Consider the following 15386-nt stretch of genomic DNA (forward strand, 5'->3'; position numbering starts at 1 on the left):
ATGACCAAAAGCGCCGCCACGCACTGCCCCTACTGCGCCCTGCAGTGCGCCATGACGCTCACGTCCCCCGCGGACCTGGCCCCGGCTGCACAGCCGGGGCCGGGCCCCGTGCCTGGCATGAACCCCGCGCCCGCACTGGAAGTTGCCGGCCGGGACTTCCCCACCAACCGCGGCGGCCTCTGCCGCAAGGGCTGGACCTCGGCCAGCCTCCTGAGCCACGCGGGCCGGATCACCGACCCCCTGTTGAAAGGCGCCGACGGCGTCCACCGGCCCATCGGCTGGGACCAGGCCCTGGACCTCGCCGCCGCGGCAGTGAAGGACGCCCGCGCCCGGTACGGTGCCGACGCCGTCGGGGTCTTCGGCGGCGGCGGCCTCACCAACGAAAAGGCCTACATGCTGGGCAAGTTCGCCCGGCTGGCCCTGGGCACCTCCCGGATCGACTACAACGGCAGGTTCTGCATGTCCTCAGCCGCCGCGGCGGGAATGCGCGCTTTCGGCGTGGACCGCGGCCTGCCCTTCCCGCTCGAAGCCCTGGACACCGCCAGCACCATCCTGATGCTCGGCTCCAACGTCGCCGAGACCATGCCGCCGTTCGTCCAGCACCTGCAGGGGGCCCGCGACGCCGGCGGCCTGGTGGTGGTGGATCCGCGGCGTTCCGCCACCGCGGCCTTCACGGCCGACGGCGCCGGGCTCCACCTGCAGCCCCTCCCGGGCACCGACCTCACCCTCCTGTTGGGCCTTTCCCACGTGGTCATCCACGAAAACCTGGCGGATGCCGCCTTTATCCAGGAGCGCACCTCGGGCTACAACGCCGTGGTCCGCAGCGTAAACGCCTTCTGGCCCGAACGCGTCCAGTCCATCACCGGTGTCCCGGCGGACCTCATCCGCGAAACCGCCCGCCTGCTCGCCGCCGGTGCCCGCGCGGGCGGCAGCTACATCCTCACCGGCCGCGGCGTGGAACAGCACGTGGACGGCACGGACACCGCCACCGCGGCCATCAACCTCAGCCTCCTGCTGGGCCTGCCCGGCTCCGCCCGCAGCGGCTACGGCACCCTCACCGGCCAGGGCAATGGCCAGGGCGGCCGGGAGCATGGCCAGAAGGCGGACCAGCTGCCCGGCTACCGGAAGATCACAGACCCCGCCGCCCGCGCACACGTCGCCGCAGTCTGGGGCGTTCCGGAGGAGACAATCCCGGGGCCCGGCCTGCCCGCAGTCCAGCTGTTGAAATCACTGGGCCAGCCCGACGGCGTCCGGTGCCTTTTCGTCCACGCCTCCAACATTGCGGTGGCGGCACCCGACGCCAACGCCGTCATCAAGGGGCTGCGGAGCCTCGACTTCCTGGTGGTGTGCGACTTCTTTCTGTCGGAAACCGCTGCGGAGGCGGACCTCATTCTTCCAGTCCTCCAGTGGGCCGAGGAGGAAGGCACCCTGACCAACCTGGAAGGCCGGGTGCTGCGCCGCCGCCGCGCCATCTCCCCTCCCGCCGGCGCCCGCAGCGAGCTCTGGATCGTGGCCCGCCTGGCCGAGCGCCTGGACGCCCCCTCCACCTACAGCGAGGACCCGGAAACTGTCTTTGAGGAGCTCCGCCTGGCTTCCGCGGGCGGCCTGGCCGACTACTCCGGCATCGACTACGCCATGCTGGACCGCGGCGAGGCCGCCTACTGGCCCTACCTTGCGGGCGGCACCGGAACGCCCCGCCTGTTCAGGGACGGCTTCGCGCACCCCGACGGCAAGGCGGTCATGGTCCCGGTGGTGCCGCGCCGCCGTCGTACTCCCGCAGCTGAAGCCGCCGGGCACGCAACGGAACCCGCCGGCACAGCCATGACCCTCATCACCGGCCGCCTCCTGGAGCACTACCAATCCGGGGCCCAGACCCGCCGGGTCCCCGAGCTGGCCGCCGCGCAGCCCGAGGCTAGGATGCAGCTCCACCCCGGGGCGGCCGACGCCATGGGCATCGGCGCCGGAACGCTGGTGTCGGTGTCCAACGGGCGCGGAGAGGTGGTGTGCCGGGCGGAGCTCAGCACCGCCATCCGCCCCGAGACGGTCTTCCTGCCCTTCCACTTTCCCGGGGCCGAAAGCGCCAACCGGCTGACGGAAGCCGCGACAGATCCGGTCTCCGGGATGCCCGAGTTCAAGTTCAACACCGTATGGGTCCGGCCCGTGGCCGCACCCGAATCCGCCCGCATGCTGCAAACGACGGAGGCCTCATGAGCGAGCAGATTGTCATTGTGGGATTCGGCCCCGTGGCCGCCCGGCTGGTGGACGAGCTCCTGCCCGCCGTGCGCAGCGGACACGCCAGGCTCACGGTGGTTGGCCAGGAAGCGGAGGCCGCCTACAACCGCGTCCTGGTGGCCGACCTGGGCGTGGGCCGGACCACCGCTGACGCCCTCGCCCTCGCCGACAGCGCAGAGCTGGTTGCGGAGGGCGTGGACGTCCGGCTGGGCGTCCGGGTTAAGCGCGTGGACCGGGCACGGCAGCAGGTGGCTCTGTCCGACGGCGCGTCCGTGCACTACGACCGGCTGGTGTTTGCCACCGGATCCCGGCCCGTGATCCCCAACCTCACCGGCATCAATCCGGACCCCTCCTCCCCCGTGCTGCCTGCCGGCGTCACGGCCTTGCGCGACCTGCGCGACGCGGAAGTGCTGCGGCAGGCCGTGGCGGGCGGCAAGCGCGTGGTGGTCCTGGGCGGCGGCGTCCTCGGCTTGGAAACGGCGCTGGCGGCCGCGGAGGAAGGCGCCACGGTCACCGTGGTCCACAACGGCCCGCACCCGCTGGGCCGCAGCATCGACCGCGGCGGCGGGGCCGTCCTGGCTGCGGGGCTGCGGCGCTGCGGCGTCCGCGTGGCCGGCAACGCCCGGTCCACCGGCGTTGAGCACAACGCGCCCGACGGCGGGTTCTCGGCTTTGCTGCTCGACGACGGCTCAGCGATCGACGGCGACCTCCTGGTCATCTCCTGCGGCGTCCGTCCGCGGACGGAGCTGGCCGAGGGGTGTGGGCTGTCCACCGGCACCGGGATCCTGGTGGACCACCGGCTGCGGGCCCATCACGAGCCGCATATCTTCGCCATTGGCGACTGCGCAGAGGTGCGCTGCCCGGATCCCCGCTGCGCAGCCTGCCGCAACGCCAAGGGTCCCTCCGGCCTGGTGGGTCCTGGATGGCGGCAGGCCGAATGGCTGGCAGGTTACCTCACCCTGTTGGCCGAAGGGGCGGAAGCGGAAGCCGACGTGCTCCCCGCGCTGGCTCCCGAACAGCCCGGCGTCGTGGTCCTGAAAGCCCGGGGCATGAACCTGGCCGTGGCCGGGGACAACGCCGCCGAACCGTGGGACGAGGAAGCCCTCACGGCCGGAGCGGTCAACGGCAGGCCGCGCCTGCAGATCGCCCAGTGGGCGGATCCGGAGCACGGCCGGTACGTCAAGATGACCACCCGCGGCGGCGTGCTGGAAGGCTTGGTGGCGGTGGGCATGCCCCGGACCGCCGCCGAACTCGTGGGGCTTTTTGAGCGGGGTGCCGAGCTTCCCGCCGACCGGTCACTGCTCCTGCGCCTGGATGGACCGGACCAGCTGCCCGGGGGCGGGGCTGCCGATCCCGCGGGCACCGTCTGCCGGTGCGCGGGGGTCAGCGGGGCGGCCATCGCTGCCGCCGCAACCGGCGGCTGCTCCACCGTGGCGGACGTTTCCAAGGCCACCCGCGCGGGCACCGGCTGCGGCGGCTGCCATGAGGACATCAAGGGGCTCATCGAACAGCACTTCTCCCCAGCCTTGCCCTAATCTCGCAAGCTCGGCCAGGGAACCCGACGGCCGCGGCCCCAGGCGGCCGCGGCCTGGCAGCTGCCGGGCTTGTGGTCGCTGATCTCCCCCGGGGCCTTGACGGCGGCGTCCGCACAGCATGTGATGGACGGGACTGGCCCGCGCCCCTCCTCCGGGCCGGGCGCCTGCCGTTCGGAACAACGAAAGGACCCACCCATGTCCCTGCTCGACCCCGCCCTCTGGGAAGGCAAGATCTACCTCAACGGCTGGCGGGCGGGCGGCGGCGGTACCGGCACCAGCATGGAGCCGGCCACCGGTGGGCAGCTGGGCAGTTACGGCATCGCGTCCGTCGCGGACGTCCGCGAAGCCGCATCCGCTGGCGCGAAGGCACAAAAGGAATGGGCCGCCCGCAACCCCGAGGACCGGGCCGCGGTGCTGCGCCGCGCCGGGCAGCTCTGGGAAGAGCACGCAGCCGAGGTCCAGGACTGGATCGTGCGCGAATCCGGCGGCATTCCGCCCAAGGCAGCGCTGGAAACGCATATCGCAGCCAACGAATGCTATGACGCGTCGGCGCTGCCCTCGCTCCCTGCCGGGGACGTCCTCACGTCCAACGAAAACCGATGGTCCTTCGCCCGGCGCCGTCCGGTGGGCGTCGTCTCCGTCATCGTGCCGTTCAACTTCCCCTTGATCCTTTCCATCCGCGCCGTGGCCCCTGCCCTGGCGCTCGGCAACGGCGTGCTGCTCAAGCCTGACCCCCGGACAGCGGTCTGCGGCGGCGTGACCCTGATGCGTATCTTCGAGGAGGCCGGCCTTCCGCAGGGCCTGCTTTCCCTGCTGCCCGGCGGCGCGGACATCGGGGCCGCCGTCGTCGAAGCTCCCGAAGTCCGTGTCATCGCTTTTACAGGCTCGACGGCGGCCGGCCGGAAGATCGGTGAAACGGCCGGGCGGCTGCTGAAGCGCGCCCACCTTGAGCTCGGCGGCAACAACGCGCTCATTGTGCTCCCGGGCGCCGACGTGGCCAAGGCGGCCTCTGCGGCGGCGTTCGGCTCATTCATGCACCAGGGCCAGATCTGCATGGCCGCCGGACGCCACATCGTGCATGAGGACATCTACGACGACTACGTCGCCGCGCTGTCGGAGAAGGCCGCCCACCTGCCTGTGGGCGATCCGAAGAGCGGCACCGTGGCCTTGGGGCCGGTGATTGACGAACGGCAACTGCAGCGGGTGGACGGAATCGTCCAGGATGCGGTGCGGGCCGGCGCCCGGCTGGCCGCCGGCGGCACCCACGATGGCCGGTTCTACCAGCCGGCAGTGCTGGTTGACCTGGACACCGGCAGCCCCGCCTGGAAGGACGAAATCTTCGGCCCGGTAGCCCCGGTGATGAAGTTCTCCACCGTGGATGAGGCTGTGGCGCTGGCCAACGACAATGAGTACGGCCTGTCCATCGGGATCCTGGGCGACGTCGGACTGGCCATGACCATCGCCGACCGGCTCGACTCCGGGAAGGTCCACATCAACGAACAGACCGTTTCGGACGAGGCGAACTCCCCCTTCGGCGGAACGAAGAACTCCGGCAACGGCTCGCGGATCGGCGGCCACCACGCCAACATGGAGTCTTTCACCGAGATCCAGTGGCTCACCATGCGGCCGGACATTGCCCCCTACCCATTCTAGGCCCGTTGTCGCAACCTGGCCAGGTCCACGAACTGGCCCTCCACTTGCTGTACTGCAGTTCCATAAGCTTCTCCCTGCGTCGACGCAGGTACAGGAACGGCCGGGAACTTCAAGGAAATTCCCGGCCGCGCCTGGTTCGAGTCTAAGCAAAGCCCGGAGGGGTCCAGCCCCGCGCTTGCCGGAGAAAGCCTTACATGTGGACGTGCAGGCGGCGGGCTGCCTCGGAGATGGATCCGGTGAGCGACGGGTACACCGTGAACGTGCTTGCGACGTCGTCCACGTGCAGCTTCTGCTTGACGGCAATGGAGATGGGGAAGATCAGCTCCGAGGCGTTGGGGCCCACCACCACGCCGCCAATGACAGTGCCCGAACCCTTCCGCGCGAAGATCTTCACGAACCCGTCCTTGGCGTTGCGCATCTTGGCGCGGGCGTTGCTGCGCAGGGAGAGCTTGATGACGTCGGCCTGGTACTTACCGGACTCGATCTCGGCCTCGGAGACGCCCACGTTCGCGATTTCCGGTGACGTGAAGATATTGGAGGCCACCTGGTGGAGCTTGAGCGGGGTGACGCCGTCGCCCATGAAGTGTGCCACCGCGATGCGGCCCTGCATGGCAGCAACCGAGGCGAGCGGCAGGACGCCGGTGCAGTCACCGGCGGCGTAGACGTTCGGGGCCGTGGTGCGGGAGACGCCGTCGACCTTAATGTGGCCGCTTTCGCTGACGGCCACGCCCGCCTCCTCCAGGCCGATCCCCGCGGTGTTGGGGATGGAGCCAAGGCACAGGAGGCAGTGGCTGCCCGTCACCTTGGTGCCGTCGGAGAGGGTGACCACCACGCCGTCGTCCGTGCGTTCCACGGTTTGGGCACGGGAGCGGGACAGGACCCGCACACCGCGGCGTTCGAAGACTTCCTCCAGGACGACGGCGGCGTCGACGTCCGAGCCAGGCAGCACGCGGTCGCGGCTGGAAACCAGCGTGACCTTGGAGCCCAGGCCGTTGTAAGCGGATGCGAATTCGGCGCCGGTGACGCCGGACCCCACCACGATGAGCTCCTCGGGCAGCTCGTCAAGGTTGTAGATCTGGGTCCAGTTCAGGATCCGTTCACCGTCCGGACGTGCCGTTTCCAGCTCGCGGGGGTGCGCACCGACGGCCAGCAGGATGGTGTCGGCCTCGACGGTCTCGGAACCGTCAGCGGTCAGGACCTCGATCCGGTGGCTGTCAAGGAGCCGTCCGGAGCCTTCGATGATCCGCACGCCCTGCTTCTCCAGGCCGTCGCGGATATCCCGGGACTGGTTGCGGGCGAGGTTCAGGAGGCGGTGGTTGATGTGCTTGAGGTCGGCGTGCATCACCGGGACGAAGTCGCCGCCGTCGACGTCGAACTTCACTCCCAGCTCGCCGGCCTCTGCAACCCGGGTCATCAGGTCAGCCGTGGCAATGAGGGTCTTGGAGGGGACTACGTCGGTCAGCACCGCGGATCCGCCGAGCCCGGCACGCTCGATCACGGTGACCGTTGCCCCCAGCGAGGCGGCCACCATGGCAGCTTCGTATCCGCCGGGACCACCTCCCAGGATTGCGATCCGGGGGGAACTGAAATCTGGATGCGTAGTCACAGTCATCCATTCTCTCCCATTGACGGCCCGACCACCAAGAAATCAGGGTGCTTTCCGGGCCTGCCGTGACCGGGGCAACAGGGGCGGCAGGATAACTTGTACTGGTGAGTACAACAGACTTCCTGAACACCGACCCGTTCGCCGCCGCCCGCGCCGCCGCGGACTACATCGCGGAAGAAACGGGCGTGGACCGCCACGACACCGCCCTGGTCCTTGGCTCCGGGTGGGGCGAAGCCGCCGACCTGATCGGCGAGACCACCGCCACCCTGTCAGCAGAGGAAGTCCCCGGCTTCCACGCCCCGGCCGTGGAGGGCCATGTGGGCACCATCCGTTCCATCCTGACGAAGGAAGGAAAACGGGCACTGGTCCTGGGCGCCCGCACGCACTACTACGAGGGCAAGGGCGTCCGCGCCGTGGTGCACGGTATCCGCACCGCAGCCGCCGCCGGGTGCAGCACCCTGGTCCTGACCAACGGCTGCGGCGGCCTCAACGAGGACTGGACGCCCGGCACGCCGGTCCTGATCCGGGACCACATCAACCTCACCGCCGCCTCACCGCTGGAAGGCGCCACCTTCGTGGACCTGACGGACCTCTATTCGCCCAGGATCCGCGGGCTGGCCCGGGAAGTGGACACCACCCTGGACGAGGGCGTCTACGCACAGTTCCCCGGCCCCCACTACGAAACCCCTGCCGAGGTGCAGTACGCCAAGCGGATCGGCGCGGACCTGATCGGGATGTCGACGGCGCTGGAGGCCATCGCGGGGCGTCATGCCGGCATGGAAGTGTTCGGCATTTCGCTGGTCACCAACCTTGCGGCAGGCATCAGCCCCCAGCCGCTCAGCCACCAGGAAGTCATCGAGTCCGGCCAGGCGGCGGGCCCGCGCATTTCCAGGCTGCTGGCCGGCATCATCGCCCGGCTCTAGCGGGCCAGCCGCCCGGGGTGCGCCACGTGGGCGGGCAATGACGATAGCGTTATGCCCATGACGTCTTCCGATGCCGAACTTCGCCTGCTCGCCGAAGCCCGCGATTGGGCTGCCCAGGACCCGGACCCCGCAACGAAGGCATCGCTCCTCGAGCTGGTCCGCCTTGCGGAGGACGGCGATCCGGCGGCCCGGCAGGAACTGGAAGACAGCTTCCGCGGCATACTGCAGTTCGGCACCGCGGGACTGCGGGCCGCGCTGGGCCCAGGGCCGAACCGGATGAACCGGGTGGTGGTCCGCCGCGCAGCTGCCGGACTCGCGGCGTTCCTGGTGGACGCCGTATCCAAGGCTGCCGCGGGCACCCGGCCGCGCGCCGTCGTCGGCTATGACGCCCGCCACAACTCGGACATCTTTGCGGCCGAAACCGCCGCGATCTTCACCGCTGCCGGCATCGAGACGTTCATGCTGCCGGCAGCCCTCCCCACTCCCCTGCTGGCCTTTGCCGTCCGCGCCCTGGACTGCGACGGCGGCGTCATGGTCACCGCCAGCCACAATCCGCCGCAGGACAACGGGTACAAGGTGTACTTGGGGCGGCACGCCGTGCCGGCAGATGGCGACGGCGCCCAGATCGTGGCACCGTACGACGCCGAAATCGCCGCGCGCATCAACGCCGTGGGGACCCTGGACTCCATCGCGCTGGCAGCAGATGGCTGGACTGTCCTGGACAGTTCGCTCGCCGCCAACTACCAGCGGTCGACGGCGGCACTCGCCATGCCCGGCCGCTTTCCGGCACGGGACCTCCGGATTGTCCTGACACCGCTTCACGGCGTGGGCGGCGGAACAGCGCAGGAAGTGCTGAAGGCGGCAGGTTTCACGGACGTCACCGTGGTGGCCGAACAGGCCGACCCGGACCCCGATTTCCCCACGGTCAGCTTCCCCAACCCGGAGGAACCCGGAGCACTGGACCTTGCCCTGGAAGCAGCGGAACGGCTGGACGCCGACCTCGTCATCGCCAACGACCCCGACGCGGACCGGGCTGCCGTGGCGGCAAAGGACCCCGATACCGGGGCGTGGCGCATGCTCCGGGGCGACGAAGTGGGCTCCCTGCTGGGCGCCCACATGGTGGCCCGGCTCGCCGACGGTGACACCGCAGTGGAGACGGACGGCCGCGGCGTGTTCGCCAATTCGATTGTTTCCTCGCGCCTGCTGGCACGGATCGCCGCGGCGGCCGGGCTGGCCCACGAGGAGACTTTGACCGGATTCAAGTGGATTTCCCGGGTCCCCGGGCTGGTCTACGGCTATGAGGAGGCGCTGGGCTACTGTGTGGCGCCGGAGCAGGTCAAGGACAAGGACGGCATTTCCGCCGCAGTCCTGATTGCCGAACTCGCAGCCACCGCCAAAGCCGCGGGCAAGACGGTCTTCGACACCCTGGACGAGCTGTACCTCCAGCACGGCCTGCATGCCAGCGACCAGCTCAGCATCAGGGTCGCCGACCTGGGACTGCTGGACGCCATGATGAACCGCCTGCGGGTTTCCCCGCCGGAGTCGTTCGGGCAGTCGGCCGTGGAGGTCTTCACGGACCTGGCTGAAGGCAGCGCGCAGCTGCCGCCCACGGAGGGCCTGCTCTACATCACCCGGAACCTGACCCGCGTGATCATCCGGCCCAGCGGCACCGAACCGAAGCTCAAGTGCTACCTGGAGGTCATCCACCAGGTGGGTTCCGCGGCGGAGCTGCCGGCGGCACGCCAGGCGGCACGCGCGTCGCTGGATGAGGTCCGCCACGACGTCAGCGAGGCACTGGGCCTGTAGCCGGCCCCAGCTACCAAAAGGTGCCGGGCTTCCTGCACGCCCGGCACCTGCTCCTTTGTTTTTATGGGTTCCCCTGCGTCAGAGCTGCACCTCGACGACGCCGTCCCTGACCCGGGTGCCGAAGGCTGCCAGCCGCAGGCCCGGGGCCGTGAAGCATTCACCGGTTTCGAGGTCGTAGACCTCCTTGTGCAACGGTGAGGAGATGGTGGGGCGGGTCCCCTTGGAACCGAGGATGCCGCGGGCCATGACGTGGGCTCCCGTGGCCGGGTCCTGGTGCGCCACGGCGAAGACTTCGCTGGGGCCGGTGCGGAAGAGCGCCACCTGGCGGCCTGCCACCAGTGCTGCCTCACCCCATGCCGGTTCGAGGTCATCCACCATGCAGACACGGTGCCAGCCGGTCCCGAACCCGGCGGTGTCTGATTCGGCGGCGAGCGCCCCAAGTTCAAGTGTTGCCGTCATGTCCGGCTCCTTTCCCTGTGCCTGTTGTCCCTTGCATTGGCAGCTTTTGCGGCCGTGTCCCACGCTATGGTCCGGGTGTTTCAAAGGGGTGCGGTGAATGTGTCCGGCGCGTAAAAGAGACCTAACGCGGGCGGAAATGCGTTCGTGATGCAGAAGTTAAGTTGACGAAACAAATGGGAAACTGAGGCGAAACTGCCCCTTCCTAGGCTGGAGGCACAAGCTGCAGAGCACCGTCTGCGGCCCATGCGAAAGGCCCACAGTGACCGAACAGACTTCAAGCACAGAGACACCGCGCCGCATCGTCGTCGCCGGCGGCGGCCCCGCGGCCCACCGTTTTGCGGACGCCATGCATGCCCGCGGCCTCGACGGCTGGCATGTCACGGTCCTCACCGAGGAAGCGCACCTCCCCTACGACCGGGTGGCACTTTCCAAGGCCCTCACCGATGCCGGCGTGGACCTGACCCTGGGTACCGCTTCCATGTGGGACCACGGGTCATTGGCCCTGAAGACCGGCGAGCGCGTCGTGAAGGTCAACGCCGACGCCAGGACCGTGGAGACGGCCGCCGGCAACACGTACGAATATGACGAACTGGTGGTGGCCACGGGCTCGGACGCTGTGCGCCTGCCCATCCCCGGCGGTGAGCACGCCCACGTGTACCGGACGCTCGAGGACGTGTGGGCCATCAACAAAGCCATTGCCGAACTGACGGCAAAGCTTGGCCGCAAGATCAACGCGGTGACCATCGGCGGCGGGCTCCTGGGCCTCGAGTCGGCCGCCGGCACCGAGCAGCTCGGCGCCACCCCCGTGGTCATCAACGGTGCGCCCTGGCTCATGAACACGCAGCTGGACGAGGGCGCCGGCCAGGCCCTGGGCCGGCTCATCGCGGCCAAGGGCTTCGAAGTCCACGGCGGCGTGTTCCCGTCCGAAATTCTGACGGATGACGACGGCCAGGTCACCGGAGTCCTGATGGCTGACGAGCGCGTCATCCCGGCAGACCTGGTGATTGTCGCCGTCGGCGTCAAACCCCGCGACGAACTCTTCCGCGCCGCTGAGGGCGAAGACCAGCTCTTCAGCCTGGGCCCCCGCGGCGGGGTGGTCATCAACGATTTCTGCGCCACCGAAGTACCGGGCATCTGGGCCATCGGCGAGGTGGCCAACTTCGGCGGCATGTGCCTTGGCCTGGTGGCCCCCGCGAACACCATGGCCGAGATCGTGGCCGACCGGCTCCACGGCGGCGACGCCACGTTCCCCGGCTTCGACACCGCCACCAAACTCAAGCTCTCCGGCGTGGACGTTGCGAGCTTCGGCGACGCCTTCGCCCGGACCGAACGCGCCCTGGAAATCGTCTACGCCGACCCCGCCCGCGGGGTCTACCAGAAGATCGTCACCACCGATGACGCCAAAACCCTCCTGGGGGGCATCTTCGTCGGCGACGCCTCGCCGTACATGAGCCTGCGCCCGCTCCTGGGCCGCGAACTTCCGGCCGAGCCCGGCGCCTTCCTCTCCGCGGCGGGCGGCGGCGAGGCTCCCGAAACCGAGCTTCCCGACGACGCCACCCTGTGCTCCTGCAACAACGTCACCGCGGGGACCATCCGCGACGCCATCAACGGCTGCGGCGCCTGCGAGGGCAATGCCCCCGTCCAGGAACTCGGTGAGCTGAAGGGCTGCACCCGCGCCGGCACCCAGTGCGGCTCCTGTGTGCCGATGCTGAAGAAGCTGCTGGAAACCGAGCTGACCAAGTCCGGCGTCGAGGTCTCCAAGGCCCTGTGCGAGCACATTGAACTGTCCCGGCAGGAGCTGTTCGATGCCATCCGCGTCCTGGAGCTGACCTCCTTCGAGGAGATCATGGCCAAGTACGGCACCGGCGCGGGCTGCGACATCTGCAAGCCCACCATCGCCAACATCCTGGCCAGCCAGAACAGCGCCTACGTCCTGGACGCCGGCCGCGGCACGCTGCAGGACACCAACGACCGCGCCCTGGCCAACATGCAGAAGGACGGCACCTACTCGGTGGTCCCCCGCATCGCCGGCGGCGAGATCACTCCGAAGAAGCTCGGCGTCATCGCCGCCGTCGCCGAAAAATACAACCTGTACACCAAGATCACCGGCGGCCAGCGGATCGACATGTTCGGCGCCCGGCTGGAACAGCTCCCGGAGATCTGGAAGGAACTGGTGGACGCCGGTTTTGAATCCGGCCAGGCCTACGGCAAGAGCCTGCGCACCGTGAAGTCCTGCGTCGGGTCCACCTGGTGCCGGTTCGGTGTCCAGGACTCGGTGGCCATGGCCATCCAGCTGGAGCTGCGCTACCGCGGCCTGCGGAGCCCGCACAAGCTCAAGATGGGCGTCTCCGGCTGCGCCCGCGAATGCGCCGAGGCCCGCGGCAAGGACGTGGGCGTCATCGCCACCGCCGACGGCTGGAACCTCTACGTCGGCGGCAACGGCGGGGCCACCCCCGCCCACGCCCAGCTGCTGGCCAAGGACCTGGACGACGAAACCCTGATCAAGTACATCGACCGCTACTTCATGTACTACATCCGCACGGCCGACCGCCTGCAGCGCACGGCCCGCTGGCAGGAAGAGCTCGACGGCGGCATCAAGCACGTCGAGGACGTGGTGGTGAAGGACACCCTGGGAATCGCCGAGGACCTGGAAGCCGCGATGGCCAAGCACGTGGACACGTACGTGGATGAATGGGCCGACACCCTCAAGGACCCCGAACGCCTGCGCCGGTTCCGTTCCTTCGTCAATGCACCCGACCAGAAGGACGACTCCATCACCTTCGTCCCGGATGAGCGCGGCCAGATGCGCCCCGCCACCCCGGAGGAAAGAGGCAAGGTCCTGATCGGTGCTTCCATCCCGGTCCGCTCCGCCACCACGGAAACCCCTGGAAACGAGGCATAACCATGCAGCTCAGTATCGACCTCACCGGCCGGAACGTCCTGGTGGCCGGCGCCCCTGATGCCGCGCGGCAGGCGGTACGCCGGTACGAAGCCGCGGGCGCCGTCGTCCACCGCCTTGGAAGCCCCGCCGAGGCGCGGCTCGTCCACGTGCCGGAGCGGCTGTTCCTGGTCGCCGCCGTCGAGGACGGACAGCACGGCTGGGACGCCTTCCTGGACCGCTGCCGGCACGCCGGCATCCCTGTCGCTGCCGAGCCCGCCGCCGGCCCGGCCGGCCACGTCACCCTGGTGGGCGGCGGCCCCGGCACCGGTGACCTGCTCACCGTGGCTGCGGTCAAGGCACTCCGCGATGCCGACGTCGTCTTCTACGACCGGCTGGCCCCGTACCAGGAACTGCCGCTGCTGACCTCCGGCGAACTCGTGGACGTCGGAAAGAAGCCCGGGCACCACAAAGTCAGCCAGTCGGACATCGAAAAACTGATGGTCGAAAGCGCCCTGGCCGGCAACAACGTGGTGCGCCTCAAGGGCGGGGACCCGTACGTCTTCGGCCGGGGCGGAGAGGAAGTTGCCGCGTGCGTGGCCGCCGGCGTCAAAGTGCACGTGGTGTCCGGCGTTACCAGCGCCATCTCCGTCCCGGCCGCGGCCGGCATCCCGGTCACCCACCGGGAAGTCAGCCACATTTTCACTGTGGTTTCCGGGCATGCACCGCTTACCGAAGAGGAGCACCACCACCTTGCCGGGCTGGGCGGCACCATCGTGGTGCTGATGGGCATTGGCACCCTCCACCAGCTTGCGGCAGGGCTGCGCCGCGCCGGCATGCGCCCGGACATGCCCATGGCCGTGGTGGAACGCGGGTACCGGCCGGGCCAGCGCACCACCATCGCAGACCTCGGCACCATCACCTCGGCCGCGGCCGGCTGCAGCAACCCGGCCGTACTGGTCATCGGTGAAGTGGTGCGGGTGGCGGAAGCCAACCGGCAGCACGCCGGCGCGGCAGCCGACCTGGACAGGCTGGCAGCCTCGCTGCTGGGATCATGAAAGGATTGACCCCCATGACTGCACTTGCACCGGCCGAACCCACGCAGGCTGAAGAAGCCACTGACGCCGCGGAGTCGCCGCTGGAGGGATTCCGCATCGGCGTCACCTCGGACCGGCGCTCCCGCGACCTCATCGAAGCCCTGGAACGGCGCGGCGCCGAAGTGCTGCACGCCCCTGCGCTGAAGATCGCCCCGGTCCAGGAGGACATGCGCCTCATCGAGGACACGCGGGCCATCATCGCCGCCAAGCCCGATCTCTGCATCGCGACCACGGCGTATGGCATGCGCCGCTGGTGCGAGGCCGCGGATTCCTTCGGAATTGGTGACGAACTGCTGGAAACGCTGGGCAGCTGCCGCATGTTCGTCCGTGGACCAAAGGCCCGCGGTGCGGTGCGCGCTGCCGGCCTTGCCGACGTCGGGATCAGCAGCGACGAAACCACCTCCACCCTGGTGGACATGCTCCTGGCTGAAGGCGTCCGGGGCAAGACTGTGGCCATGCAGCTGCATGGCTACACCGACGTCCGCCAGATCGAACGGCTGCGGATGTCCGGCGCCACCGTCCTGACCGTCACGCCCTACCGCTGGGTCAAGCCCGACGGCGAGGACCGGCTTCCGCGGCTCATCGACGCCGCCTGCACCGGGAACCTGGACGTCCTGACCTTCACCAGCGCCCCCGCCGTGGACGCCATGTGGAGCACGGCCCATGAGATGGGGCTCTACAAGCAGCTGGTGGAGAGCCTGAAACTGAATGTCACCACGGCCGTGGTGGGTCCCGTCACGGCCCAGCCCCTGCTGGACGCGGGCATAACGCCGCTGATCCCGGAGCGCTTCCGGATGGGTGCGCTGATCCGGCTGGTGTGCGAGCACCTGGCGCTGAACCACGTCCGGCGGCTGGATACCCGCTCCGGAAGCATCGAACTGCGGGGACGCAGCCTGCGCATCGACGGCCAGCAGGTGGAACTGGCGCCCGCTCCCCTGCTGCTCCTGCGTGCACTGCTGGGCGCCGGCGGCGCGGTCCTGTCCCGCGAATCGCTGTCCGACCTGCTGGAGCTGCGCGGCTCGGTGCACGCCCTGGACATGACCGTGAGCCGCCTGCGGTCCTCGCTGCCGGACGGCAAGCTGATTGAAACCGTGGTGAAGCGCGGGTACCGGATCCGGGTCTAGGTGTACTGAGTCAGGACGTTGGTTACGTCGTGAATAGGTGAAGACCTCTTAGGTTGGTGGTTACCACACACAG

Annotated in this window: 10 protein-coding genes; 8 read left to right on the top strand and 2 right to left on the bottom strand. The window is 69.2% G+C overall.

The genetic code is table 11. The features are described from left to right. From PV772_RS05535 to PV772_RS05545, 3 genes are all read left to right on the top strand, one after another. A complete protein-coding gene (locus PV772_RS05535; protein ID WP_347885566.1) occupies positions 1–2211 on the top strand; it encodes a molybdopterin oxidoreductase family protein in 2211 nt (736 codons plus the stop codon). Further along, a complete protein-coding gene (locus tag PV772_RS05540) occupies positions 2208–3767 on the top strand; it encodes an FAD-dependent oxidoreductase (RefSeq protein ID WP_347885567.1) in 1560 nt (519 codons plus the stop codon). Before PV772_RS05535 ends, PV772_RS05540 begins: the two co-directional genes overlap by 4 nt. 195 nt (positions 3768–3962) lie before the next feature. Then, on the top strand, positions 3963–5420 hold the full coding sequence (locus tag PV772_RS05545) for a benzaldehyde dehydrogenase (protein ID WP_347885568.1): 1458 nt from the start codon (positions 3963–3965) through the stop codon (positions 5418–5420). Between the two features lie 190 nt (positions 5421–5610). On the opposite strand, the gene PV772_RS05550 is transcribed toward PV772_RS05545, so the two are convergent. Beyond that, entirely contained in the window at positions 5611–7026 is a 1416-nt protein-coding gene (locus PV772_RS05550; RefSeq protein WP_141161118.1) for an NAD(P)H-quinone dehydrogenase, read from the bottom strand. Positions 7027–7130: 104 nt separating this feature from the next. Between PV772_RS05550 and PV772_RS05555 the strand changes: the two genes are divergently transcribed. Then, positions 7131–7949 (top strand): purine-nucleoside phosphorylase, encoded by an 819-nt coding sequence (locus tag PV772_RS05555; protein ID WP_141161119.1) that lies wholly within the window; start codon positions 7131–7133, stop codon positions 7947–7949. A gap of 57 nt (positions 7950–8006) precedes the next feature. Next, a complete protein-coding gene (locus tag PV772_RS05560; RefSeq protein WP_347885569.1) occupies positions 8007–9755 on the top strand; it encodes a phospho-sugar mutase in 1749 nt (582 codons plus the stop codon). Between the two features lie 78 nt (positions 9756–9833). Here the strand turns inward: PV772_RS05560 and nirD are convergent, their stop codons facing one another. Then, a complete protein-coding gene (gene nirD, locus PV772_RS05565; RefSeq protein ID WP_141161121.1) occupies positions 9834–10214 on the bottom strand; it encodes a nitrite reductase small subunit NirD in 381 nt (126 codons plus the stop codon). Between the two features lie 259 nt (positions 10215–10473). On the opposite strand from nirD, the gene nirB reads away from it, so the two are divergent. The 3 genes from nirB to PV772_RS05580 are packed head-to-tail and all read left to right on the top strand — an operon-like array spanning position 10474 to position 15313. Further along, on the top strand, positions 10474–13116 hold the full coding sequence (gene nirB, locus PV772_RS05570; protein ID WP_347885570.1) for a nitrite reductase large subunit NirB: 2643 nt from the start codon (positions 10474–10476) through the stop codon (positions 13114–13116). 2 nt (positions 13117–13118) lie between these two features. Continuing rightward, entirely contained in the window at positions 13119–14150 is a 1032-nt protein-coding gene (cobA, locus tag PV772_RS05575) for a uroporphyrinogen-III C-methyltransferase (protein ID WP_347885571.1), read from the top strand. Between the two features lie 14 nt (positions 14151–14164). Then, a complete protein-coding gene (locus tag PV772_RS05580) occupies positions 14165–15313 on the top strand; it encodes a uroporphyrinogen-III synthase (protein WP_141161124.1) in 1149 nt (382 codons plus the stop codon). Positions 15314–15386 lie beyond the last annotated feature (73 nt).

This window comes from Pseudarthrobacter sp. CC12 (assembly GCF_039907755.1).
In the GTDB taxonomy this organism is placed as follows: Bacteria; Actinomycetota; Actinomycetes; order Actinomycetales; family Micrococcaceae; genus Arthrobacter; species Arthrobacter niigatensis.

Bases quoted from the DNA above. Each gene is read 5' to 3' on its own strand.
- PV772_RS05535 (WP_347885566.1), top strand. From the start codon at position 1: ATGACCAAAAGCGCCGCCACGCACTGCCCCTACTGCGCCCTGCAGTGC.
- PV772_RS05540 (WP_347885567.1), top strand. From the start codon at position 2,208: ATGAGCGAGCAGATTGTCATTGTGGGATTCGGCCCCGTGGCCGCCCGG.
- PV772_RS05545 (WP_347885568.1), top strand. From the start codon at position 3,963: ATGTCCCTGCTCGACCCCGCCCTCTGGGAAGGCAAGATCTACCTCAAC.
- PV772_RS05560 (WP_347885569.1), top strand. From the start codon at position 8,007: ATGACGTCTTCCGATGCCGAACTTCGCCTGCTCGCCGAAGCCCGCGAT.
- nirD (WP_141161121.1), bottom strand. From the start codon at position 10,214: ATGACGGCAACACTTGAACTTGGGGCGCTCGCCGCCGAATCAGACACC.
- cobA (WP_347885571.1), top strand. From the start codon at position 13,119: ATGCAGCTCAGTATCGACCTCACCGGCCGGAACGTCCTGGTGGCCGGC.
- PV772_RS05580 (WP_141161124.1), top strand. From the start codon at position 14,165: ATGACTGCACTTGCACCGGCCGAACCCACGCAGGCTGAAGAAGCCACT.